We start from the raw sequence: 20,992 nt of genomic DNA on the forward strand, positions 1-20,992 counted from the left end.
CGGCGCCCCCGTCGGCCGTGACGACCTGCGCGCCGACGTCGAGCGTTCCGACGGCGACACGGACGACGTCTGAGCCCCTCCGCGACGGCGGAAGCGTGGCTACCGCCGAACAATGTCGTCAGGTCTCCTTGACGCACGGTCGAAGCCGTCTCGGCCGGCCGTCAGTACTGACCGCCCTGATCCCACGAAACGTTGTGCGCGGCCGGTGATCGAACCGTGACGTTTCGGTCGGTGTCGATGGGGAACGGTTGGACGGGTGGAAGGACAGGTGCTCGGCGGCAGGTACCACCTCGGTGCCGTGCTCGGCGTCGGTGGCATGTCGACGGTGTGGCGCGCGCACGACACGGTCCTGGGTCGTGACGTCGCGGTGAAGCTGCTCGCCGGCCGCTATGCCGGCGACACGGTGTCGCGGCAGCGTATCCGGGTCGAGGCCAGGGCCGCCGCCGCGCTATCGCATCCGAACGTCGCGCAGGTCCATGACTTCGGTGAGACCGTCCATGAGGGGCGTCGCACGCCGTACGTAGTGATGGAATTGGTGCCGGGCCCGACGCTGGAGGAGCGGGCCGCGTCGGCGCCGCTGACGCCGGCAGCCGTGTTCCGCATCTGCGCGGAGGTCGCCGCCGGGCTGGCCGCCGCCCACGCCGATGGCCTCGTACACCGAGACGTCAAACCGGCCAATGTGATCATCGCCCCGGCCGGTGCCAAGGTCGTCGACTTCGGGATCGCCGCGGCCGTCGCTCCCGCCGGCACGGGCGACCTCGAGGAGGAACTACTCGGCACTCCCGACTACCTCGCGCCCGAGCGGATCACCGACGACGCGGTCACTCCCGCTTCCGACGTGTACTCCCTCGGTGTGCTGCTCTACCGGCTACTCGCCGGGCACCTGCCGTGGACCGTGGCCGGCGCGACCCAGCTGATCGACGCGCACCTCTACACCGACCCCGCACCGCTGCCGCCGATCCCCGGCGTTGCACCCGAGCTCGACGAGTTGTGCCGGCGGTGCCTGAGCAAAGACCCGGCCGGCAGGCCCACCGCCGGTGAGGTCGCCATCACGCTCACGGCGCTCGCCTCCGCCGCCGACGCGGCTGCCGTCGCCGGTGCCCCGCAGCGTTCCGGTGGCGCGCCATCCGTCGAGGGCTCGGCCCGGCCGTCGCCGGGACGACAGCGCACCCGCATCGCCGCGGGCGTGTTCGCGGCGTCGACGGCCGCCATCGTGGGCTGGGCGCTGCTACCCACGCCGGACCCGGCCCCGTCGGCCGACGCCCACAGCAGCACCGGCGATGCCACTGCGGCGCGGCCCGGGCCCACCGAGCCAAGCAACGGTGTGACCATGCCGGGCGGTGCGGGCCAGCCGTCGGCCAGGGCCACGACCCTGCCGGCGGCAGGGACGAGCCTGCCCACGGCGGGCATCGCGTCGGGCGACGCCACCACACCGGCGGCCAGCAGCCCAACCCCGGCTGGTGGCACCACGAGCGCGTCGCCGGGCACGACACCACCGCCCGGACAGGCAACGACGTTCACCTCGACCGGCGGTACCGTGCGCGCCGACTGCACCGCGTCCGGCGCCGCCCGCCTGCTGTCGTGGACACCGGCCGCCCCGTTCAAGGTCGACTGGGTGAACGCTGGACCGGCGGCAGCCGCCACAGTGACCTTCGGGCACGGCAACCGCACCGTCGACATGACCGTCACCTGCACCGGCACCGACCCGGTCGTCGACACCACCAGCCACACGAGGTAGGCGGCGACGGCATCGCCGGTGCCGGCGGCAGCCCGAGCCGTTCCCGGACGATGTCGTCATGGCCCGGCTGGGTCGTCACTCGCTTTCGGTGTGCAGCCGCCTCGAGTCCACAGAGCGGTCCGGGAACCGGCGCAGGAACTCGGCTTCCAGCTCGCGGTGCGTGCGTCGTGATGCTCCAACGCCTGCGGTGAGCCGTGCCGGAACGTGTCATCACGGGTCTCGTCCAGATGACCGAGTTCACGGGACAGATCGTCGTCCGACAGCGCCTCGGCCGACCCCCCGATGGCGCCGTCGTCGGCACGCTCAGGCTTCGCTGTTTCATCCGTGCCGGACCGTTACCCGCCTTCCGCTGCGCGGAACATCTGTACCACGGCAACCCCTCGTGCGCCGGCGTCCGCTCATGACGTGCATCAAGATGTCCAAGCGCACGCGAAGCGGTCCCCGGCCGGGAGGCCGGGGACCGCGACAGAGCTTCTTCGTGGAACGGCGATCCCTACAGCGTGCTGCGGCGGCCACGGCCAGTGACGGCGGCCACGATAGCGACACCGATCGCGGCGACGATCACCTGGACGACCAGCTCGCCCCAGTCCACACCGGGGGTGTCGGTGGAGACGCCGATGGCGTTGGCGAGAACGGTGCCGAGCAGCGCGGCGACGACGCCGACGACGATGGTCAGCCAGATCGGGAGGTTCTGGCGGCCGGGCACGACGAGCCGCCCGAGCGCACCCACGATGAGGCCGACGATGAGTGCGGTGATGATGCCGGTGACGGTCACTGGTTCCTCCTCGTTCCTGTCTGCGGCATCGATGTACCGCTTCACGACAGGTCTTCCCACGGCTGCCCGTCGACAAACACCACCGGAGCACCGGCCAGTGACCGACACGCATGTACGTCAGCCGGCGAACTCCCGGACGGGCAGGCCCCGCAGCCCCACGGTGGTCCGGAACAGTGCGCCGGCGACGGGGTCCTCGCCCGGCTCGACGCCTTCCCGCGAGGTCGTGATGAACAGCTCGTCGAGGCGCTCACCGCCGAACGCGCAGGCGGTGACATGCACGGTCGGCACCTCGACCACGTCGTCCAGGACGCCGGCCGCGGTGTAACGGCGCACGGCACCACCCTTGTTCAACGCGACCCAGACGCCGCCCTCGGCGTCGACGGTCAATCCGTCGGGCCGCCCGGACCGCTCGGGTATCGACACGAAGGACCGCCGGCCGGTCAATCCCCGGCCCGGCTCGTAGTCGAACGTCGCGACCTGGCCGGTTGCGGTGTCGTTGTAATAGGCGCGAGCGCCGTCCGGGCTCCACTCCAGGCCGTTGGAGATCGTGACGCCGTCGAGGATGAGGTGCACGGAGCGGTCGGGGTCCAGCCGGTGCAGGGCGGCGGCACCGGTGCGCTGGTCGTACGCCATCGAGCCGCAGTAGAAGCGACCGTCGGGATCGCAGCCGCCCTCGTTCATCCGGCTCCTGCGATCGGCCCACACCTCGGGCAGGTGGGTGAGCGTGCCGTCGACCTCCTCGAGGACGAAGCCCCGCTCGACGCCGATGACGGCGCCGCCGTGCCTGCGGGGGCGCACGGCCGCCGCGACGTTCCCGACATGACGGCGGGTGATGGTGGCGTCGGCGGCCAGCGACAGGACATCACCGGCGAGCATGTCGACCCAGCGGAGTCCGCCCCAACGCTGGGACCAGACCGGCCCCTCACCGTGATACGTGACCGGATCCGTGATCTGTTCAGCGCGCACGCGTTGCCTCCAGACGGCCTCAACGATATCTGACCGGCCGGGACGCCACGGCCTACGTGACCGGTCCCGAGTCGACGGGCCATCCCCCGCCGGCAGCGGCCGCGGTGTGCGATGCGTCGTCGGCATCCGTGCGGGTCGTGCGCCGCTTGGCTTCCAGGGCGTCGATGATGTCGTGGGCGACATCCTTCGCCGGCCGCATGGCGTCGATGGAGATCAGGATGCCGCGTTGGCGGTACCACGCGATGATCGGGTGGGTGACGTCGTAGTACACCCGCAGCCGGTGCCGCATCACGTCCTCGGTGTCGTCGGGTGGCGCTCGACCACGGCCCGCGCGCGCAGCAGCTCCTCATCGGCGGCCCGCAGGTGCAGTGCCACGTCCGCGGTCATGCCGAGTTCCCGGCCGATCTCGTAGGTTGCCCGGGCCTGCTCCATGGTCCGCGGTACCCCGTCGAGGACGTAGCCGCCTCCGGCTGCCTTCGCGGCCGCCAACGCCTCACGGATCATGGTCATGATGATCTCGTCGGGTACCAGTTCACCGCGGTCGAGGTGGGCCCGCACGCCAGGCCGCTCGCCCCCGCGCAGCTCGAACCCCTCCTGCTGAAAATCCGGCTCATCAGCGCCCCGTGAAGGCTGAGGGACCGTCCGTACGACGGAGCTGACGTGACGTAACGCGCGGGCGGGGCGGGGCCACATCGCCGCAAGGACGGACCGCTGCGACGCTCGTGCGCGACGCGGCCTTCAACGCCCGCGCCGCCACCGAGATCCGCTCGGCTGAGCAGCGTTCCGGCCCGACCGACGGACCGGCCCATCAAGCTCATGGCAGCGCGGGTTCCGGTGCTTCCTCCCGCTGTTCCTCGCGCAGGGCCTGCCGAACATCGGGCCCGACACCGGCGGCTTGGCTGAAGGCCAGGTGGCCGCCGAGGTAGGCGCCCAGACCGGCGAGGCCGAGACCGGCGAAGGACAGCGTGCGCCCCCGGCTGTGATCGCCGCGCGCGCGGGCCGCGATCGAGGCGACGAAGAGGCCGAACGCCGCGGTGTTGGCACCGACGTGCACGAGCGCGACGCGGCGCTGCTCACGGGACAGCGTGGTGTAATCGGCCAGCCCGGTCGCGAGCGCGGGCACGGCCGCGGCGGTGCCCACGGTCAGCAGCGCAGCCGCCGGGCGCTCGGTGCCCGGCAGGAGGTCAAGCACGGCGGTGCTCATCCAGGCCCCGACCGGGAATTGCACGAGGGCCGGGTGCAGCGGGTGGCCGAACCAGGGCGTCCCGTGCAGCGCCGAGCCCAGCCGCCCCTTGCCGAACGTCGCGCCCGCAACGCGGCGCAGCCGGTCCGCAACGCCATCGAGCGAGCCGGCACCTTCAAGCTTGGCGAGTAGTCTGCGCATGGCGTTCCCTTGCCCCGACGCGCACCGCCGAAACGAAGTCGCTCCTGGCCAGGATACTCGGCAAGCCTCGCCGCGGCGGCGGGTCACAACCCCGACCGGCGCCAAGGCGTCGGCGCGCCGCTCGCCGTCGCGTCCCTCCGCTCATGGATTGAGACCGCCGTGCCGGACACCGTCATCGAGCGCGGCGACCCTGATCGTGTCCGGCCCGACGGAGAAGGTCGAACTACTCGGCGAACGGCGCGGCTCGCCGCGCCCGCTGCTACAGCAATGTCGTGTCGCGCGCGTCCGGGTCCGGGTCCGGTGTCAGCAGGTGGCGCCACCGTGCCTCGCTGTACCGGAACGGCACAGTGGAGGCAAGAAACGTGGCTATGGCCGGCAGCAACTGGCCTGGCGCGGTCTCGTGCGGGTAGTGCCCGACACCGGCGATCTCGATGAACTGCGGGTTGGCGACAAGCTCGGCAACGGCGCGGTGATGGGACGGGGGGATGGTCCTGTCGTCGCTGCCCCAGGCGAGCAGGACGGGCAGGTCTGTGAGCTGGCGCAGGTGCTGGACAGCGCTGACGGTCTGCCCGCGCCAGTCGATGACCGTGCGGGCGGTGCGGATGAACCCACGTCGCGAGCGGGGATCCTGCAGCTGCCGCAGGCCGGTGGCCAGCGGCCCGGCGTCCGGCCTCGCGACCAGGCCGGGAAGCCGGGACGCGGCCGACAGGAGGCCGAGCGTGAGCGCCTCCGGCAGGCGGGCCAGTCCGGCGACGACGGTCTCCGCCCCGGGGAGGGTCGCGGCCCGCAGCATCGGCGTCAGCTGGGGACCGAGTCCCCCGCTGCTGATCAGCACGAGCCGGTCGACGCGGTCCGGAAACTGGTAGGCGAACTGCATGGCGATACCGCCGCCGAGGCTGTGCCCGATGACGGTGGCCGACTGATACCCCAGGGCGACGAGCAGATCCCGCAATGCCGAGGCGTGCGCGCCGAGGGAATAGTCGCCGGCGGGCGCGTCGGACTCGCCGTGTCCCGGCAGGTCGGGTGCGATCACGGTGTGCGTGGCGGCGAGCGTGTCGATGACGTGGTCCCAGGTTCGCCGGTCACCGCCCAGACCGTGGACGAGCAGCAGCAGGTCCCCGGCACCCGCCTTGGTGTACGCCATCGCCCGGCCCGCGACTCCTGCCCGGCCTTCGGTGCGGGCGGTGGACATCGCCGCATCGAGCGACGGTCGGTGCATGGTCCTGGTGATGGGTAGCTCCTGCTGTCTGCGGTGCCGGGTGGCGTCTGGTGCGCTTCCGTGCACCCTGTGACTACCCGGGTGCCCGGTGGCGAATCGCGACCCGGGCGATAGCTGGGTCACTGCCAATCGCGGCCGCGGGGCCTCTTACGCACAACGCCCGGCTCGCAGCGGATCGAGTCGGGCGTGTGCATGCAGGGGCGATCAGCCCTTGAAAACGTCCTTGATCTTCTCGCCCGCCTGCTTCAGGCTGCCGGACGCCTGGTCGGTCTTGCCTTCGGCTTCCAGTTGGTCGTCGTCGGTGGCCTTGCCGAGACCTTCCTTGACCTTGCCAGTCGTCTCTTGTGCCTTGTTGTCGATCTTGTTGTCGAGGCCCATGAGGGTCCTTCTTCCGTCTTTGGTGTCGCCAGGTTCGCCCGCATTGCTCGCCGAATCGATCGGGGTTGGCGTCGCATGCGAACGACATATGTTCTCCATGCCCTCGCGCGTCTGGTTCAACCACTGTCCGTGCAGTGCGTCACCGGCGTCGGCGGCGAAGACGTTGCCTTCGTGCGGCTCCATCGGCTCGCGTGAGAATGCCGCACGGCGCATCAGTGGGCCGACCAGCCAGTCGTAGACCCTCGGAAACGCGACGAAGCCGAGCTGGAACAAGGGGTTTGCGCGTCCGACCGACACGGCTGTCCGGGGCCGGAGCGCACATCGGACGATCGTGGCGGCGACCCGCTTCGGAGCGTCGACGGCGGCCTCGGCGAGGGCCGCAACGGTTGCCGGCACCGTCACGTCGGCGGTGACCACCTGGACCACGGCGCCACGCGCCCGGCATTCCTCCGCCACCTCGGCCGGAGCCCGGGCCGATCGGGCCGACAACACCAGGTGGTCGCGCCGGTCGGCGAAGGCGAGTGCCGAGGCGCGCCCGATGCCGCTCGACGCGCCGGTCACCACGACGACCTTCCGCCTGTCCGTTCCGCGTCCCATGCCGAGCCTCTCCTCAGCCGGCGAGCAGCGCGTGGTGGAGGGTCCGCAGGATCTGGGTGAGCAGTCGCGAGACGTGCATCTGCGACATGCCGAGCTCCGCGGCGATCTGTGACTGGGTGAGGTTGCCGAAGAAGCGCAGCGTCACGATCCGCTGCTCACGGATCGGCAGCCGGGCCAGCAGTGGGCGGAGGGATTCCCGCGTGTCCACCTGTTCGAGGTCCCGATCGGTGGTGCCGAGCAGGTCGCCGAGCTCGGTGGTGCTGTCGTCACCGTGTGCCGGCGTCGACAGCGACAGCGTCCGGTACGCCCTCGTTGCTTCGAGCCCTTCGATGATGCGTTCGTCGGTTTCATCGAGACGGGCGGCAAGGTCGGCGACGGTCGGGGACCGGCCGAGTTCGTGGGTGAGTTCCTCGAGGACCCCGTTGATTCGCAGCCGGAGTTCCTGGATCCGTCGTGGCACTCGGACGTCCCAGCACCTGTCGCGGAAGTGTCGCTTGAGCTCGCCGGTGATCATCGGGATGGCATAGCTCGGGAACGGCACGCCGTGGACGATGTCGAACCGGTCGACCGACTTGACCAACGCCACGTTCGCGACTTGAACGAGGTCGTCGAGGGGTTCGCCACGGTACCGGAAGCGCTGAGCGATGTAGCGCGAGAGTGGCAGGTACATCTCGATCAGCTGGTTGCGGAGCCCGGCGCGGTCGGCGTGATCCGGTGGGAGTTCGGCAAGCCGGGTCAGTAACGACCACGCGGCGGCGTCGGTCCGCCGCCATCTGGCACGTCGCCCGTCGGCGGTGTTCCCGCCAGTGGTCCCGGCGGGCACGGCCGGTGGGGATGCAAGGTGGACAGCTGTAGACATTGACGGCGCTCCTTGCGGTCACGCAGCTGGTCGGCACATGCGCCAACTCGGCAAGCGCTGTGGCGCTTCCGCTGCACTACGGCGAAGGGCATCCGCGGGGACTTGGCGGTCACCATTTGACTGGGCGAGGCACCGCTCACGGCGCCTGTGGACCCGGATCCCAGAATACGACAGGTGGGCGTCCACCGACACCACTTTTTGCGTCGAATTCTGCATCGATTCTCACCACGACACGCAGCACGGCGCCGCGCCCAGGCGCCCGGCTACACGTCCGCTTCCGCCGGTTCGGTGTTCAGTTTGCGGGTGTCGCGCAGCTCGACGTACGGCTCCTCGGTCTCCGGATGTCCGGCCTGGATCGCGCGGCTTCGCTGCAGGTCAGGGCCGCCGCCCACACGGTGATGTTGTCGTCACCGAACTCCTTCACCGTCCGTTTCAGGATCTGCAGATAGGAGTGCCTGGGCAGCGGACCGAGCTCGTCCGGCCCTTGCGTGGCGGTCGGTCGTTTCGGCATCTGGTCGGGCTCGTCGGCGGGGGTGCGGCCTTCTCCCGCCGGCTGCCGTGATCCGTCCCCGTGTCGTCCCGCCGGCCGCGCCGGTGTCCAGTCTGGTCCGCCATGTCGGTCTCCCTGCCTCCAAGCGCTGTGTGTACTCGATGCCGGCCATGCGGTCTCCTGCAAACACCCGGTGGGAGCCCCGAGTTCGGGACTCCCACCGGAATGCTTCATGCCGCGGTCACGCTTACGCGTTGGTGGCCTTGAGGTTCTGCTTGACGTCGGCGGTCGCGTCCTGCGCCGTCGATTTCGCCGACTGCGCCGTGGTCTGCGCCGCGTCCTTCGTGGTGTCACGCACCGCGGAGGCCGCGTCCTTCGCGCTGTCGCCGAGGTCGTGCGCGGCCTCGGTGAACGGCTCCTTGATCGGGTCGATCAGGTCGTCGGCGTGGTCACGGACCTGCCGTCCGGCCCGCTTCTCCAGGTCCGTCGCCGGCAGCAGCGACGCGACCAGCAGACCGGCACCGAACGCGATGAGCCCAGCGGCGATCGGGCTGCCCTGCGTCTGCCGCTTGACGGCGGCCGGCGCCTGCTGGACGTGTGCCGCGACGTCGCCGGCGGTGTCCTTGACGGAGTCCACGGCACCGGTGGTCTTGTCCTTGACCGTGGTCATGGCATCGGACGTCTTGTCGTGCATCGAGCCGCCGCCGTCGTGGGCAGCGCCCATCACGCGATCACTCACGCGGTCCTTCACGTCGAGTACCTTCGCCTTCGTGTTCTGCCACCCGCGCTGCGCGACGCGGGTGGGACTGGTCTTGTCGGCGAGCCGGTCCACGTCGTGGGCCAGCTGGGCCCGGGTCAGCTCGATGTCGTCCCGGATGTGGTCGGGTGCTTCAGCCATTTCGCGTCCTCCTTCAGCGTCTCGATGGTCTGGGTGGGCATCGGTGAGATGCTGCGCGCCTGGCTGCGCGCCACCGTGAACAGCACCGCGGCGACGACCGCCCACAGCACCGCGACGATCAGCGCGGCCCAACCGAGGGGCATGACGTTGTCCAGCGCGTACGTCAGCGCGAAGCTGAGCATGATCGCGGCGAGCAGCCCGGCAATGCCGGCGCCGCCGAACATGCCGGCGGCCCTTCCGGCCTTCGACGCCTCGGTCTTGAGCTCGACCTTGGCCAGCTCGACCTCCTGGCGAAACAGCCGGGACAGACCCTCGCTGATGTCGCCGATGATCTCGCCGAGCGAACCGGGCTCCTCCGGTGGAGCGCTGTGGTTCGTCCGTGCCGTGGTCACGGGCGCGTGCCGACCGGCTCGTACGGCTCCGCGTAGGGCTCGGCGTACGGCTCGGAGAACGGCTCCGCGGGGACGGCGGGCGAACCCACGTAGGTGCTGGGCATGCCGGCGGTCTGCGGCTGCACCGGTACGGTCGTCATCACGGGCCTGGCGCCGGTGCTGTCCGATGAGTCGCCGGCACTGAAGACGCCCTTGCCGAGCCGTCCGGCGACGAAACCGGCTGCCACCGCGGCGAGCAGGAACGTGCCGGGCCGGCGGCGCGCGAAGTCCTGCACGCCGTCCAGGACACCTTCGGGACCGTGCTCGGCGAGGTAGTCCGCGACCCGGCGGCCGCCCTGGGACACCTGCGACACGACCTTGCTCGCCGGTGAGTCGCCGCGCTGGCCGACCATCTCGTCGAGCTCATCGGAGAAGCGGCGGACACCGTCGGCGAGCCGGTCGTTCTGGCTGCGGACCTCGGCACCGGCGCGGTCACGGACGTCTCTGGCCAGGTTGCGGGCCTGCGCCTTCGCCTCCCCGGCGACCTGGCCGGCCTGCTCCTTCGCCGTGCCCGCGGTGTCGCGCACCGCGGAGCCGGCCGTGTCAAGCGCGGCGGTCACCTTCTCGCGGGTGCCGCCACCGTCGGCGGTTCCGTTCGGGGCGTGGATCCGATCCTCGAAGTCGAGTTCGGCCATTGTTTTTCCTCCACAAATACGGGGGTGAACGCCGCGTGCCCGAAATGCTGGCAATCACAGCGACGAATAGAACATCACCAGACGTCGGGTTCTGGAAGCAGCTGTCAGCGGCCGTCACACCTGTGACAGCGCAACCGGCCTGCGGAAATGTCGGACCACCATGCGCAGCGGTGGCATCACGCCTCGCCAACGTGGTCCCGGGTGACGTCATTGGATTACCCCTCATCACCCGGGTTATGCAGCGTGTTATTCAGCCGCAGAAATGTTTGCCCGCCCGTCGCGAGGGTAATTCGCAACTGCCTCGAATAAGATCGTCATTCTTATGTGCTGAAAGCAGCGTCGCCATGATGACAATCACGACCCGCGCCAACCGGTCGCCACGATCTGCGGTGGTCGTCAATCCGGCCAAGGTCGAGGATGCCGGTGCACTGCGCCGGACGGTGGACGACGCCCTCGTCGGCGCCGGCTGGCCCGTTCCGCGGTGGTTCGAGACGACCCCGGCCGACCCGGGCGCGGGCCAGACCCACGCCGCCGTCGAGTCGGGCGCAGAAGTGATCTTCGTGTGTGGCGGGGACGGCACCGTGATGTCGGCGGTCTCGGCGATGGTCGGCGTGGACGCCTCCATGGCGATCCTGCCGGCCGGGACCGGCAACCTGCTCGCCGCGAACCTCGGCCTCTCCACCGATCTCGCCACGGCACTCGAAGTGGCGGTCGAGGGCGGGCTGCGCCGCCTCGACGTGGGCGTCGTCGACGGTCAGCACTTTGCCGTCATGGCCGGCATGGGCTTCGACGCGCACATGCTCGAGGCCACCTCGGACCGGGCGAAGGCCCGCATCGGCTGGCCGGCATACGTGCTCGGCGCCGTGCGGCACCTCAAGGACCGGCCGATGCGCGTGACGATCCGCATCGACGACGAAGCCCCGATCCGGCGGCGGGCACGCTCGGTGCTCATCGCCAACGTCGGGCGCCTCCAGGGAGGCGTCCGACTGCTGCGGGAAGCCGCGCCCGACGACGGTGTCCTCGACATCGCGGTGCTCACGCCGCGAACTCTGCGCCAGTGGGCCGCGCTCGGCTGGGGCCTGCTCCGCCGCAACGGCCGAACCCCGTCGATGGAGGTCTTCCAAGGTGCCAGGGTCGAGGTCATCAGCGACCGGTCACAGCCACGCCAGCTCGACGGCGACCTCATCGAGGCCGCCGCCACGCTGTCCGTCGAGGTGATGCCGGACGTCTTGTGGCTCTGCGTACCGCAACCCGCGGCCGACCCAGACCTGGCCGAGGACGCCGACGCCGCCGCTCGCCGCGCCGCGGTGCTCCTCGACGACCGGGGACGACCGCGGCGGTAGCCGCAGGCATTGGACGCCGCCGAGGAGACGGCGATGCTGTCGCACACCCTGCAGGAGAGCCTCATTCCGCCACGGCTGCCGCACATTCCCGGTCTGCAGGCCGCGGCCCGGTATCTGCGTGGTGGTCAGGAAGCGGAGGTCCTCGGGGACTTCTACGACGTGTTCCACGCCGCACGGGGCAGTTGGGGTGTGGTCGTCGGGGATGTGTCCGGCAAGGGTCCGCACGCCGCGAAGACGACGGCGCTGGCCCGGTACACCCTGCGGGCGGTCGCCGCCCGCAGGGCCTCGCCGAGCGTGAACCTCACCGACTTGAACGCGGCGCTGCTGGACTGGTTCACCGACGACAGCCCGTTCCTCACCGCTGTCTACGCCGCCGTCCGGCCACACCCGCGCGGGTTCAGCGTCCGGGTCAGCTGCGGGGGTCATGAGCCGGCGTTGATCCGGCGTGGCGACGGCGACGTGGTGGAGTTGGGCAGCCCCGGACTGCTCCTGGGCGTCATGCCCGATCCGGGACTCCGCGACCGCCGGGCGCTGCTGGCTCCGGGCGACAGCTTGATCATGTACACCCACGGGGTTACCGAGGCGCGGCGCCCAGCCGAACGGGAAATGTTCGGCACCGAACGGCTTCACCGCCTGCTCGCCGCAGCCCCGGACACGTCCGCGGAGGTGCTCACGGCCCTGATCGAGAGCACGGTGCTCAATTTCACCCGACCGGCGCATCACCGACGACACCGCCATCCTCGTGCTGCACGTCCCGCCGGCAACGCCATGACGCCCGTCGCCGCCCGCGGTGAGGGGGTTCCCGGACGTCGTTGTCCGGGAACCCCCGTTCCCCCCCTTTTTCCTACTCCCCCTGTGTTGCGTGCAAAGCTCTCAAGTGCCGAACGGCGACGGCGACCGGGCCGGACGTCACCGGATGGATCGAGCTTGGGGAGGGGCCGAGCAGCGACCTCGGCCGTAGGCAGCGACCCGGACCGACGGGTGACCGCGCCTGATGCACGAAGATCCCGGAACTGCCGGGCCGCATCACGTGCACAGGTGGCCTCCCCTTCGCGGCTGACGCAACCTGCGGTGTCGGCGGTTGCATCACCGGGGGCCGGGGTGACAGCGGCGATACTACCCGCACTGGAACGTGGCGAAACGCTCGCTTTCCCGCACGTTCACCGGCGCCCGTCACCTCCGCCCGTTTGCCGGACCGGGCACCGGGTACTCGACAGTCACCCAGCCTGTACGTCGCCGGCCTCGCGCAACGAGAAACCGGCCTGTAGCTGACCGCCGCCCAGACTCCCGCGGCCCCTTCGCACACCTCGTCCCGATCCGCCCGGACCCATGCGTGGCGTCGATCAGGAGACCGTCTTGCCAAGGAGTCATGCGTGAGCGTGCTCGTCTCCACCAAACCATCCCATCAGGCGCCGGCCAGGTTGCCGGGGCCGAAGCCCATGCTGGAAGGCACCCAGTCGACTGGCGCACTGGTCATGTTGTGGGTGTTCGTCGCGGCGCCGTTCGTGGCGCTGCTCGCGGCGGTTCCCGTCGCCTGGGGCTGGGGCCTGTCCGTGCTGGACACGGCCCTGCTCGTCGGCGGGTACCTCGTCGCGATCGCCGGGGTGACGGTGGGCTTCCACCGGCATCTCACACACGGTTCGTTCAAGGCCGTCCGGCCGCTGCGGATCGCCCTCGCCGTGGCGGGGTCGTTCGCGATCGAGGGTGCGCCCACCAAATGGGTCGCCGACCATCGCCGCCACCACGCGTTCACCGACCGGGACGGCGACCCGCACTCCCCCTGGCGGTACGGCACCAGCGTGGGCGCGCTCGCCAAGGGGCTGCTCTACGCGCACTGCGGCTGGCTGCTCAACCAGGAGATCACCAACAAGGCCCGGTTCGCCCCCGACCTCGTCGCCGACCGCGACATCCGCATCGTCGACCGGCTGTTCGCGCCGCTGCTGGCGCTGTCGCTGCTCGCCCCCGCCGCCATCGGCGGCCTCGTCACCGGCTCCTGGACCGGCGCGCTGACCGGATTCTTCTGGGGCGGGCTCGTGCGCATGGCGCTGTTGCACCACGTCACCTGGTCGGTCAACTCGATCTGTCACGTCGTCGGCGAGCGCCCGTTCGCCAGCAAGGACAAGGCCACGAACTTCTGGCCGCTCGCGCTGCTGTCCTTCGGGGAGAGCTGGCACAACTCGCACCACGCCGATCCGACCGGCGCCCGGCACGGCGTCCTGCGCGGGCAGCTCGACCCGGCGGCGCGGCTCATCTGGCTGTTCGAACGGTTCGGCTGGGTGCGCGACGTGCGCTGGCCCGACCCGGCGCGCCTGGCCGCCAAGCGCATCACCACATGACCGTGACGAGCAGAGATGAGAGCACGACCGTGAGTTGGCTGAGGCAGGCACGTGAACGGACCCGGACGCGTCTGAACACCGCTCGGCAGGGCGCCGTCGCGCCACCCTTCAGCGGCCACGCCGGACAGGCTCTGGTCGGGGACGCCGGACCGACCGTCGACGACGGCATCCCACGCGGGATACGGATCGCCGGGGCGTGGTCGTGGCGGCTGATCCTGTTCATCGCCGCCGCCTACCTGCTGCTGCGACTCATCGGCGTGCTGAGCGTGGTGGTCATCCCGGTCGTGGTGGCGTTGCTGCTGGCCGCGCTGTTCGAGCCGGCCGCCGCCGCACTGCGCACCCGGGGCGTGCACCGCTCCCTCGCCGCCGCCACCGTCCTGGTCGGCGGGCTCGTGGTCGTCGGTGGCAGTCTCACCCTGATCGTGCAGACGTTCATCAGCCAGTTCGACCAGCTCTCCACCCAGGTGGGTCAGGGCGTCGACGAGGTGCAGACCTGGCTGGCGCAGGGTCCGATGCACCTGTCCCAGACCCAGCTCAGCGACGGCATCGAGCAGCTGCAGCAGACCGTGACGAAGAACCAGGGCGCCCTCACCTCGGGTGCGCTGAGCACCGCCGCCACCCTCGGCGAGGTCCTCGCCGGGTTCTTCGTCGTGCTGTTCACCCTCTTCTTCTTCCTCCGCGACGGCGGCCAGATCTGGCAGTTCCTCTGCCGGCTGCTGCCCCGCCCCGCCCAGGTGCCGGCCGCGCGGGCCGGGCACTACTCCTGGCACACCCTGGTGTCCTACGTCCGGGCCACCGTCCTCGTCGCGTTCGTCGACGCCGCCGGCATCGGCATCGGCCTCGCCATCCTGCGCGTGCCGCTCGCATTGCCCCTCGCGGCGCTGGTGTTCCTCGGCGCGTTCATCCCCGTCGTCGGCGCCACCCTGTCCGGTGTCGTCGCCATCCTCGTCGCGCTCGTCACCCAAGGACCCGTCACCGCACTCATCGTGCTGGGCATCGTGATCGCGGTCCAACAGCTGGAAGGCCACGTGCTGCAGCCGCTCATCATGGGCCGCGCCGTCGCCCTGCACCCCCTCGCGGTCATCCTCGCCATCGCCACGGGGGTCGTCACCGCCGGGATCGTCGGCGGCCTCGTCGCCGTGCCGCTGCTCGCCGTCGGCAACACCGCGATCCGGTACCTCGCCGCCCACCCGGCCGGCGAACCCACCCCCGACCGGAAGTCACCCGGCACCGAGTCCACCGACCCCGACCAGGCCGCGGCGGAACACGCGGCCGACGACGAGACCGAACGAGCCGACCCTGACGCACCGCCGGCCGGGGACACCTCGGTCAGCCCGGACCGCGTACCGGCCGGCATCGGCACCGCACACCGGTCCACGACGGCGACGGCGTAGCCGCACCACGACCGGACACCCGCACCGAGCACCGATCCGACACCACTCGACACCACAAGGAGATCGTCATGAACGAGCAGCACACCCTGGTCCGTACCCTGCACGACGTCGGCGCCGCAGTCTGGCTCGGCGGGTCGCTGATGGGCGCGGTCGGCCTCAACGGCGCCGCCAACGACGTCACCGACTCCGACGACCGGGCCCGCACCGCCGCCCGCGGCTGGGCCCGGTGGGCGCCGGTGTCCGCCGCCGCGATCGGCGCACACCTGATCGGCGGCCTCGGCCTCCTCATCGCCAACCGCGACCGGGTCGCCGGCCAGTCCGGCGTCACCGCCAACACGGTCGTCAAGTCCGTGCTGACCGTCGCCGCGCTCGGCACCACCGCGTACAGCGGCGTCCTCGGCGCCAGGATCGCCCGCGCCGGGAAGGTCCCCGCCACCGGCGGCACCATCCCGTCCGCGGCCACCCCCGGCGACGTCGCCACCGCACAGCAGCAGCTGCGGGCCCTGCAATGGGTCACCCCGGCCCTCACCGGCGCGATCGTCGCGCTCGGCGCCAAGCAGGGCGAGCAGCAACGCCCGGCCACGATGATCGCCGGAATCGGCGCCAGGCTCGCCGGCGTCGCCGGCCGATAGGCGCTCACCCAACCACCGCCGCCAGCAATGGTGGCGGTGGTTCGGTGCCTGCACGTCCAGCCGCAGCCGCGGTCGTACCGACGAGGGAGAACACCGTCATGTTGCAAGTCCAGTCCGACCGCGACCCGGCCCTTCCGCTGCCCGTCGCCGAGCGGGCCGGCTGGGGCGCGCTCGACGTGCGAGCGGTGGACACGACGCGGCTCCTCGCGGCCGACGCGGTGCAGAAGGTCGGCAACGGCCACCCAGGCACCGCGATGAGCCTCGCCCCGCTGGCCTACCTGCTGTTCCAGCGGGTCATGCGGCACGACCCGGCCGACGACCAGTGGCTCGGCCGGGACCGTTTCGTGCTGTCCTGCGGCCACTCCAGCCTCACCCTGTACGTCCAGCTCTACCTGTCCGGATACGGGCTGGAACTCGCTGACGCCAGCATCGGTGACGCCGCCGGCACACCCCGGCCCGGCGGCGTCCAGCAGGCTGCCACCCCGCCACCGGCGGCACCGGTGACCGGCCCGCGTGACCGGCCCGCGCCGCGGATGCCCGGCCCGGCGCCTGTGGGTAGGCTGGTCAGCAGAGGCGCCGGCGCGGCGTCCGGCTGCCCTGGCCCACTGGCAGCACCTGGCTTGGAAGGTGCTGCCATGCCCAGAAGTCGACGACAGCGCATCTGGTCCCCCGGCACGGATCCGGTGGGGTGATGACCGGCATGGACGACGCGGATACCGACCGGGTGCTCCCCGGCAGTCTGGTCAGCCTGTTGCGGCAGGTGTGTGTGGACGCGGCGCAGGCCCTTGCCGCGTCCGGGGTGGGGGTGAGCGTGATGACGGTGGACGGTGTCCACGGCATGGCCGCCGCCTCCGACCCGGACACCGCCCGGATCGAGGAGCTGCAGTTCACGTTCGGCGAGGGACCCTGCATCGACGCGTTCGCGTCCAACCGGCCCGTGCTGATGCCCGAACTCGACGGCGCGGCAGACCGCCGGTGGCCCGTCTACACCCCGGCGGTGACCGACGCCGGGGTGCGGGCGGTGTTCGCGTTTCCCCTGCAGGTCGGTGCGGCCCGCCTCGGGGTCATCGACGTGTTCCGCGACCAGCCGGGTCCGTTGTCACGGTCGCATCTCGGTCAGGCGTTCACGTTCGCCGACCGTGCCGTGACCGTCCTGCTGGATGGTCAGGAACGCACCGCCCCCGGCTCGGACGGGCTCGACGAGGCGTTCGAACATCGCGCCGACCTGTTCCAGGCCCAAGGCATGGTCATGATCCAGCTCGGCGTCCCGATCGCCGAGGCGCTGGTGCGGATGCGGGCCTACGCTTACGCGGCAGGCCGACCGCTGAGCGAGGTGGCCGCGGACATCGTCGCCCGCCGGCTCCGCCTCGACCATGACATCGCCGAGGGCTCCGCATGAACCGTCAACTCGGCAAGGTCGGGAGGCCATCATGAGCACCGTGTCCCCGGAACGTCTCGCAGGGATCTTCGTCGAGGTCGCCGACACCCTGGTCGACGAGTTCGACCTGATCGAGTTCCTGCAGATGCTCGCCGACCGCGCCGCCGACCTGCTCGACGCCTCGACCGTCGGGCTGCTGCTGGCCGACCCGAAGGGGCAGTTGCAGTTCATGGCGGCCTCGGACGAGACGACCAGCCTCCTGGAACTGTTCCAGATCCAGGGCATCGACGGTCCGTGCCTGGACGCGTACCGCACCGCCGCACCGGTCATCAACGCCGACCTGCGCCGCGCAACCCAGCGCTGGCCGAGGTTCGCGCCCGTCGCCGCCTCGGTCGGGTTCCGGTCGGTCCACGCGTTCCCCCTGCGGCTCCGCCAAGAGGTGATCGGCGCGATGGGGGTGTTCGGCACCGAGGTCGGCGACCTGGACGACGCCGACGTGCAAATCATGCAGGCGCTGGCCGACGTCGCCTCCATCGGCCTGCTGCAGGAACGAACGATCAGCCGCGGGGAGGTCCTCACCGAGCAGCTGCAGGGCGCGTTGAACAGCCGGATCATCATCGAACAGGCAAAGGGCGCGATCGCCCAGGCCCAAGGTGTCACCGTCGACGTCGCGTTCAACGTGATGCGGGCGTACGCCAGACGCACCAACCGGCGCCTCAGCGACATCGCCAACCTGGTCGTCACCGACCTGAACAGCCTGCCCGACCTCATGCCGACCTGAGCGAGGGCAGGCGCCGCGGCCAGCCCGGCAGCGACCTGGCCACACGGCCAGCGGGGGGTGCGGGCGCTCGCCACCCTCGCGGGGTGACAGGCTCGCTGCGGCGTGCATGGCCGATTGGCACGATCGTGCTGTTGTGGCGTGTTTGGTAAGTGGGGGTGTCGGTTGTTCGTCGGGCGTGGCAGTGATCGATATGCGGTGAGGTCTCCGGTAAGTGGGTTAGCGACCAAGCAAACCTGAATACCGGAGACCTCGTGGCAGCGTAGCGGTGACGAGGCGGCATGACCTCAGCGACGCGCAGTGGGCGGTGCTTGCCGCGGCGTCACATATGCGGCTTGCCGCGGTGTAACATGCGCCGAGCCTATCTATTCGTGCTGGCGCCGTGACGGCTCGCCGCCATCCTCATCGCCCCGAGGCCGCACAGTGTGATCACGGCACCGACGAGGACGTTGGTGATCACGGTGCCGCCGGCGACGTCGCGACCCTGGATTGTCCACGGTGCCACGATCGTCCACACCCCCAGGACCGCCGATACCCACGCCAGGCCGTGCGTACGGCCGTACGCCACCGCGTAACCCGCTCCGAGCAAAGCGACCACGACCCCAATGATCAGATTGTTGACGGCCAGGTCGGCCTCGGCTGGTCGGAACCCGACGACCCACGGTGAGATCGCGAGGAATACTCCGGCCAGGAGCATCAGCCCGTCGAGGGACTGCGACGTCGGCGTCTCGGCGACCTCGTCGTACCGCGCTCGCACTGCGGAAACGTCCGGTCGTTCTTTGACTGCCGTTCGGGCTTGGCCGGCTCTGTCTCGCTGGTAGCTGCTGTCTGGGGTGAAGCCTTCAGCATCTGGGCGAGTCATCACACACCCCCTCATAGTCTGGCGATGCACTAGCCAGTCTCGCGCCGAACAAACCTAGGCTTCCGGCATATCGGGGCCGCCAGAGTCGCGCGAGGACCGGCAGGCACACCGGCCAGAGCAGAAACGGTAGCTGCACAACGATTCCGGCCACGACCCAGCAGTTGTCGAACCCGATCGGCTTGGGCCCTTTCGCCGCACCATCGTGATGCCATGCGACGCCGAACACCTTACGACCGGAGCGTTTGAACAGGGTGTCGTCGACCGCCACGGTGATCGGCGATCCCTTTGGCAGCAACCGATCCACGATCAGGGAGAGCAGGGCAAGGACGACCGTGTCGGCGCACCAGCGGGCGGTGGCGAAGAACCGGTGCGCCCGTGCGTGATGCCCAGAGTCGTTCCAGCACGGTACCCAGCAGCATGCCGCACACCGTGCGTCGGCCTTGCGCGATCGACCCGACGACCAGCGCCTGGAACGTGATGAAGGTGGGTGGGGTGAAACAGCCGGAACGCCAGCAGCAGGTGGTCAGCAGTCAGTCGATCCGGTCGGCTAGCGCCCGCAGAGCGCGCGGCACGGCGCCGCGGCTTGCGCCTACTGCGCTGCCACGCCAGCGCGGTGCCACCCGCCGCCGCAGCCAGCGCACCAAGGCCGGTGCCGGCCCACCGTGCCGGGCGGCGTTGTGCGGACTGCCTGACTCTCGTCACGGCTGCCCACACTCCCGCGCGTTGATCTTGGTCTGGTGTCCCCGCTCGCTGATCTTGGCGAAAGCCTGCCGCCCACGCTCACGGGTCCTGGTAGCGGCCTGCCGCGCCGCGCCCATGGCCCGGGCCTTCACGTCGGCCTTGGCCGCCGGTGCCTCCGCCGTGTTCTCCGGTTCGGTACGCGTCTCGGCGATGTCGGCTCGCAGCTTGTCGACACCGGCCTCGGTACCTGCGGGCTTGCTGGTGCTTATCAGCGTCTCCCGTCTCCTGTCCTTGACCCGTTGGAGTCCGCGCGTCGGCCCTGTCGAGCGGGTTCCCGCAGACGTCGCTGCAAGCTACTGCCGCCTGCGGTCGGCAGGCGGCGAGGTGGCTCCGATGGCAGGCCATTCGCGTGTCACACGTGGGTGTGAAGTGGCCGTGAAATCCGAGTTTCTGCCCTGGACAGGGGGTAGCACACCCGTTCAGTGCAGCGAAACGATAGTTTTGCTCATGTTCGCGCCGGTCGCTGTCCTTCCCGCAGAGCACGGGCCGCGCATGTCGGCTGGGTGGACCTGAGCCGAAAGGGGAGACCGTGAACTGCAGGACGCAGGTGGCTCTGGCTGCCGGAATCGGTTATCTCTTGGGGCGGCAGCGCAAGTTGCGATGGGGACTGTTGCTGGCCGCCGCTGCCGCCAGTGGTCGGCTCGGCCGCCCGGGTGGGTTGCTGCAGCACGGGGTGCGAGCGCTCGGTTCGTTGCCGGAGATCGGCAAGCTGGGCGAGCTGGGTGCACCCCTGGTGGAGGCCACGAAGGATGCGGCACGGGCCGCGGTGACCGGTCGGATCGACTCGGTGAGCGGCCGTTTGCGCGAGCGGGCCGACACGCTCCGCGAGCCCCGGAAGGCCCGCAAGCAGGAGCAGCGACCCGAGGACCGGGAGCCGGTGGACGAAGAGCGCGAGCGGCCGCCGCGGCGGCCCCGAGCGGCGGCGCGCGAGCCGGAATGGGACGACGAGGAAGAGAACGCGTCGCCCAGAGAGCGCGGAGAGCGCGGAGAGCGCGGCGACGACCGCTCGGCGCGGCAGGGCGCCCGCCAATCACCGCCGCCTGCCGAGGACTACGAGCATGAGGACGACGAAGAGGAAGACAAGGAGCCGGTGGCGGCCGGCGCGCGAACGGGTGGGCGGCCACCCGTGCGGCGGAGGGAAGGGTAGCGTGCGATGAC

General features: G+C 70.7%; 22 protein-coding genes and 3 pseudogenes. 10 read left to right on the plus strand and 15 right to left on the minus strand.

Annotated elements, in window-relative coordinates; all coding sequences use genetic code 11:
- Nucleotides 1-256: 256 nt before the first annotated feature.
- Nucleotides 257-1,738, plus strand: a complete 1,482-nt coding sequence (locus tag ACFPIJ_RS16440; RefSeq protein ID WP_380115846.1) for a serine/threonine-protein kinase — start codon at nucleotides 257-259, stop codon at nucleotides 1,736-1,738.
- A gap of 75 nt (nucleotides 1,739-1,813) precedes the next feature.
- On the opposite strand, the pseudogene ACFPIJ_RS16445 reads toward ACFPIJ_RS16440, so the two are convergent.
- From ACFPIJ_RS16445 to ACFPIJ_RS16505, 13 genes and pseudogenes are all read right to left on the minus strand, one after another.
- Nucleotides 1,814-2,022: pseudogene (locus ACFPIJ_RS16445) on the minus strand (DUF6158 family protein).
- 209 nt (nucleotides 2,023-2,231) lie between these two features.
- Entirely contained in the window at nucleotides 2,232-2,513 is a 282-nt protein-coding gene (locus tag ACFPIJ_RS16450; protein WP_380115848.1) for a GlsB/YeaQ/YmgE family stress response membrane protein, read from the minus strand.
- 117 nt (nucleotides 2,514-2,630) lie between these two features.
- Nucleotides 2,631-3,479, minus strand: a complete 849-nt coding sequence (locus ACFPIJ_RS16455; RefSeq protein WP_380115849.1) for an SMP-30/gluconolactonase/LRE family protein — start codon at nucleotides 3,477-3,479, stop codon at nucleotides 2,631-2,633.
- Between the two features lie 52 nt (nucleotides 3,480-3,531).
- Nucleotides 3,532-3,750: a hypothetical protein gene (locus tag ACFPIJ_RS16460; RefSeq protein WP_380115851.1), complete on the minus strand. Its 219-nt coding sequence runs from the start codon at nucleotides 3,748-3,750 to the stop codon at nucleotides 3,532-3,534.
- A 17-nt stretch (nucleotides 3,751-3,767) separates the two neighbouring features.
- Entirely contained in the window at nucleotides 3,768-4,172 is a 405-nt protein-coding gene (locus ACFPIJ_RS16465; RefSeq protein WP_380115852.1) for a nucleoside monophosphate kinase, read from the minus strand.
- Between the two features lie 121 nt (nucleotides 4,173-4,293).
- Nucleotides 4,294-4,863: a DUF2231 domain-containing protein gene (locus ACFPIJ_RS16470; protein ID WP_380115853.1), complete on the minus strand. Its 570-nt coding sequence runs from the start codon at nucleotides 4,861-4,863 to the stop codon at nucleotides 4,294-4,296.
- A 259-nt stretch (nucleotides 4,864-5,122) separates the two neighbouring features.
- Nucleotides 5,123-6,082, minus strand: a complete 960-nt coding sequence (locus ACFPIJ_RS16475; RefSeq protein WP_380115854.1) for an alpha/beta fold hydrolase — start codon at nucleotides 6,080-6,082, stop codon at nucleotides 5,123-5,125.
- 204 nt (nucleotides 6,083-6,286) lie between these two features.
- Nucleotides 6,287-7,021: a CsbD family protein gene (locus tag ACFPIJ_RS16480; protein ID WP_380115855.1), complete on the minus strand. Its 735-nt coding sequence runs from the start codon at nucleotides 7,019-7,021 to the stop codon at nucleotides 6,287-6,289.
- A 49-nt stretch (nucleotides 7,022-7,070) separates the two neighbouring features.
- Nucleotides 7,071-7,916 (minus strand): SigB/SigF/SigG family RNA polymerase sigma factor, encoded by an 846-nt coding sequence (locus ACFPIJ_RS16485; RefSeq protein ID WP_380115856.1) that lies wholly within the window; start codon nucleotides 7,914-7,916, stop codon nucleotides 7,071-7,073.
- 263 nt (nucleotides 7,917-8,179) lie between these two features.
- Nucleotides 8,180-8,308: a hypothetical protein gene (locus ACFPIJ_RS16490; protein ID WP_380115857.1), complete on the minus strand. Its 129-nt coding sequence runs from the start codon at nucleotides 8,306-8,308 to the stop codon at nucleotides 8,180-8,182.
- A gap of 345 nt (nucleotides 8,309-8,653) precedes the next feature.
- Nucleotides 8,654-9,304 (minus strand): DUF3618 domain-containing protein, encoded by a 651-nt coding sequence (locus ACFPIJ_RS16495; RefSeq protein WP_380115859.1) that lies wholly within the window; start codon nucleotides 9,302-9,304, stop codon nucleotides 8,654-8,656.
- A complete protein-coding gene (locus ACFPIJ_RS16500; protein ID WP_380115861.1) occupies nucleotides 9,262-9,696 on the minus strand; it encodes a phage holin family protein in 435 nt (144 codons plus the stop codon). Before ACFPIJ_RS16500 ends, ACFPIJ_RS16495 begins: the two co-directional genes overlap by 43 nt.
- A complete protein-coding gene (locus ACFPIJ_RS16505) occupies nucleotides 9,693-10,370 on the minus strand; it encodes a hypothetical protein (RefSeq protein WP_380115863.1) in 678 nt (225 codons plus the stop codon). The genes ACFPIJ_RS16500 and ACFPIJ_RS16505 overlap by 4 nt, the downstream gene beginning before the upstream one ends.
- Nucleotides 10,371-10,714: 344 nt before the next feature.
- Between ACFPIJ_RS16505 and ACFPIJ_RS16510 the strand changes: the two genes are divergently transcribed.
- The 8 genes and pseudogenes from ACFPIJ_RS16510 (at nucleotide 10,715) to ACFPIJ_RS16545 (ending at nucleotide 18,234) form a co-directional block, all read left to right on the plus strand.
- Nucleotides 10,715-11,713: a diacylglycerol/lipid kinase family protein gene (locus ACFPIJ_RS16510; protein WP_380115864.1), complete on the plus strand. Its 999-nt coding sequence runs from the start codon at nucleotides 10,715-10,717 to the stop codon at nucleotides 11,711-11,713.
- A 33-nt stretch (nucleotides 11,714-11,746) separates the two neighbouring features.
- Nucleotides 11,747-12,985 (plus strand): PP2C family protein-serine/threonine phosphatase, encoded by a 1,239-nt coding sequence (locus tag ACFPIJ_RS16515; protein WP_380116194.1) that lies wholly within the window; start codon nucleotides 11,747-11,749, stop codon nucleotides 12,983-12,985.
- 167 nt (nucleotides 12,986-13,152) lie between these two features.
- Entirely contained in the window at nucleotides 13,153-14,049 is an 897-nt protein-coding gene (locus ACFPIJ_RS16520) for an acyl-CoA desaturase (protein ID WP_380116196.1), read from the plus strand.
- Between the two features lie 29 nt (nucleotides 14,050-14,078).
- Nucleotides 14,079-15,443 carry an AI-2E family transporter gene (locus ACFPIJ_RS16525; RefSeq protein ID WP_380115865.1) on the plus strand — a complete coding sequence of 455 codons (1,365 nt, stop codon included), beginning with the start codon at nucleotides 14,079-14,081 and terminating at the stop codon, nucleotides 15,441-15,443.
- A 68-nt stretch (nucleotides 15,444-15,511) separates the two neighbouring features.
- The gene (locus ACFPIJ_RS16530) at nucleotides 15,512-16,075 is read left to right on the plus strand and encodes a hypothetical protein (protein ID WP_380115866.1); all 564 of its coding nucleotides are present in this window, start codon (nucleotides 15,512-15,514) and stop codon (nucleotides 16,073-16,075) included.
- Between the two features lie 185 nt (nucleotides 16,076-16,260).
- A pseudogene (locus tag ACFPIJ_RS16535) lies at nucleotides 16,261-16,498 on the plus strand (transketolase); the annotation flags it as partial.
- Between the two features lie 277 nt (nucleotides 16,499-16,775).
- Nucleotides 16,776-17,474, plus strand: coding sequence for a GAF and ANTAR domain-containing protein (locus tag ACFPIJ_RS16540; RefSeq protein WP_380115867.1), 699 nt, complete (start codon nucleotides 16,776-16,778; stop codon nucleotides 17,472-17,474).
- Nucleotides 17,475-17,505: 31 nt separating this feature from the next.
- Nucleotides 17,506-18,234, plus strand: a complete 729-nt coding sequence (locus ACFPIJ_RS16545; protein ID WP_380115868.1) for a GAF and ANTAR domain-containing protein — start codon at nucleotides 17,506-17,508, stop codon at nucleotides 18,232-18,234.
- 358 nt (nucleotides 18,235-18,592) lie between these two features.
- Here ACFPIJ_RS16545 and ACFPIJ_RS16550 read toward each other — a convergent pair whose 3' ends face one another.
- Nucleotides 18,593-18,988 (minus strand): SPW repeat protein, encoded by a 396-nt coding sequence (locus tag ACFPIJ_RS16550; protein WP_380115870.1) that lies wholly within the window; start codon nucleotides 18,986-18,988, stop codon nucleotides 18,593-18,595.
- Between the two features lie 85 nt (nucleotides 18,989-19,073).
- A pseudogene (locus tag ACFPIJ_RS16555) lies at nucleotides 19,074-19,475 on the minus strand (transposase); the annotation flags it as partial.
- An 888-nt stretch (nucleotides 19,476-20,363) separates the two neighbouring features.
- Here ACFPIJ_RS16555 and ACFPIJ_RS16560 point away from each other — a divergent pair.
- Nucleotides 20,364-20,981, plus strand: coding sequence for a hypothetical protein (locus ACFPIJ_RS16560; RefSeq protein WP_380115871.1), 618 nt, complete (start codon nucleotides 20,364-20,366; stop codon nucleotides 20,979-20,981).
- The last annotated feature ends 11 nt before the right edge of the window (nucleotides 20,982-20,992 follow it).

Origin of the sequence: Dactylosporangium cerinum, assembly GCF_042653625.1 — a bacterium.
In the GTDB taxonomy this organism is placed as follows: domain Bacteria; phylum Actinomycetota; class Actinomycetes; order Mycobacteriales; family Micromonosporaceae; genus Dactylosporangium; species Dactylosporangium cerinum.

Excerpts from the sequence above, each read along its gene's own strand:
- ACFPIJ_RS16545 (WP_380115868.1), top strand. The coding sequence starts at position 17,506 with ATGAGCACCGTGTCCCCGGAACGTCTCGCAGGGATCTTCGTCGAGGTC.
- ACFPIJ_RS16515 (WP_380116194.1), top strand. The coding sequence starts at position 11,747 with ATGCTGTCGCACACCCTGCAGGAGAGCCTCATTCCGCCACGGCTGCCG.
- ACFPIJ_RS16470 (WP_380115853.1), bottom strand. The coding sequence starts at position 4,863 with ATGCGCAGACTACTCGCCAAGCTTGAAGGTGCCGGCTCGCTCGATGGC.
- ACFPIJ_RS16495 (WP_380115859.1), bottom strand. The coding sequence starts at position 9,304 with ATGGCTGAAGCACCCGACCACATCCGGGACGACATCGAGCTGACCCGG.
- ACFPIJ_RS16510 (WP_380115864.1), top strand. The coding sequence starts at position 10,715 with ATGATGACAATCACGACCCGCGCCAACCGGTCGCCACGATCTGCGGTG.
- ACFPIJ_RS16540 (WP_380115867.1), top strand. The coding sequence starts at position 16,776 with ATGGACGACGCGGATACCGACCGGGTGCTCCCCGGCAGTCTGGTCAGC.
- ACFPIJ_RS16485 (WP_380115856.1), bottom strand. The coding sequence starts at position 7,916 with ATGTCTACAGCTGTCCACCTTGCATCCCCACCGGCCGTGCCCGCCGGG.
- ACFPIJ_RS16465 (WP_380115852.1), bottom strand. The coding sequence starts at position 4,172 with ATGTGGCCCCGCCCCGCCCGCGCGTTACGTCACGTCAGCTCCGTCGTA.
- ACFPIJ_RS16520 (WP_380116196.1), top strand. The coding sequence starts at position 13,153 with ATGCTGGAAGGCACCCAGTCGACTGGCGCACTGGTCATGTTGTGGGTG.
- ACFPIJ_RS16505 (WP_380115863.1), bottom strand. The coding sequence starts at position 10,370 with ATGGCCGAACTCGACTTCGAGGATCGGATCCACGCCCCGAACGGAACC.
- ACFPIJ_RS16475 (WP_380115854.1), bottom strand. The coding sequence starts at position 6,082 with ATGCACCGACCGTCGCTCGATGCGGCGATGTCCACCGCCCGCACCGAA.
- ACFPIJ_RS16530 (WP_380115866.1), top strand. The coding sequence starts at position 15,512 with ATGAACGAGCAGCACACCCTGGTCCGTACCCTGCACGACGTCGGCGCC.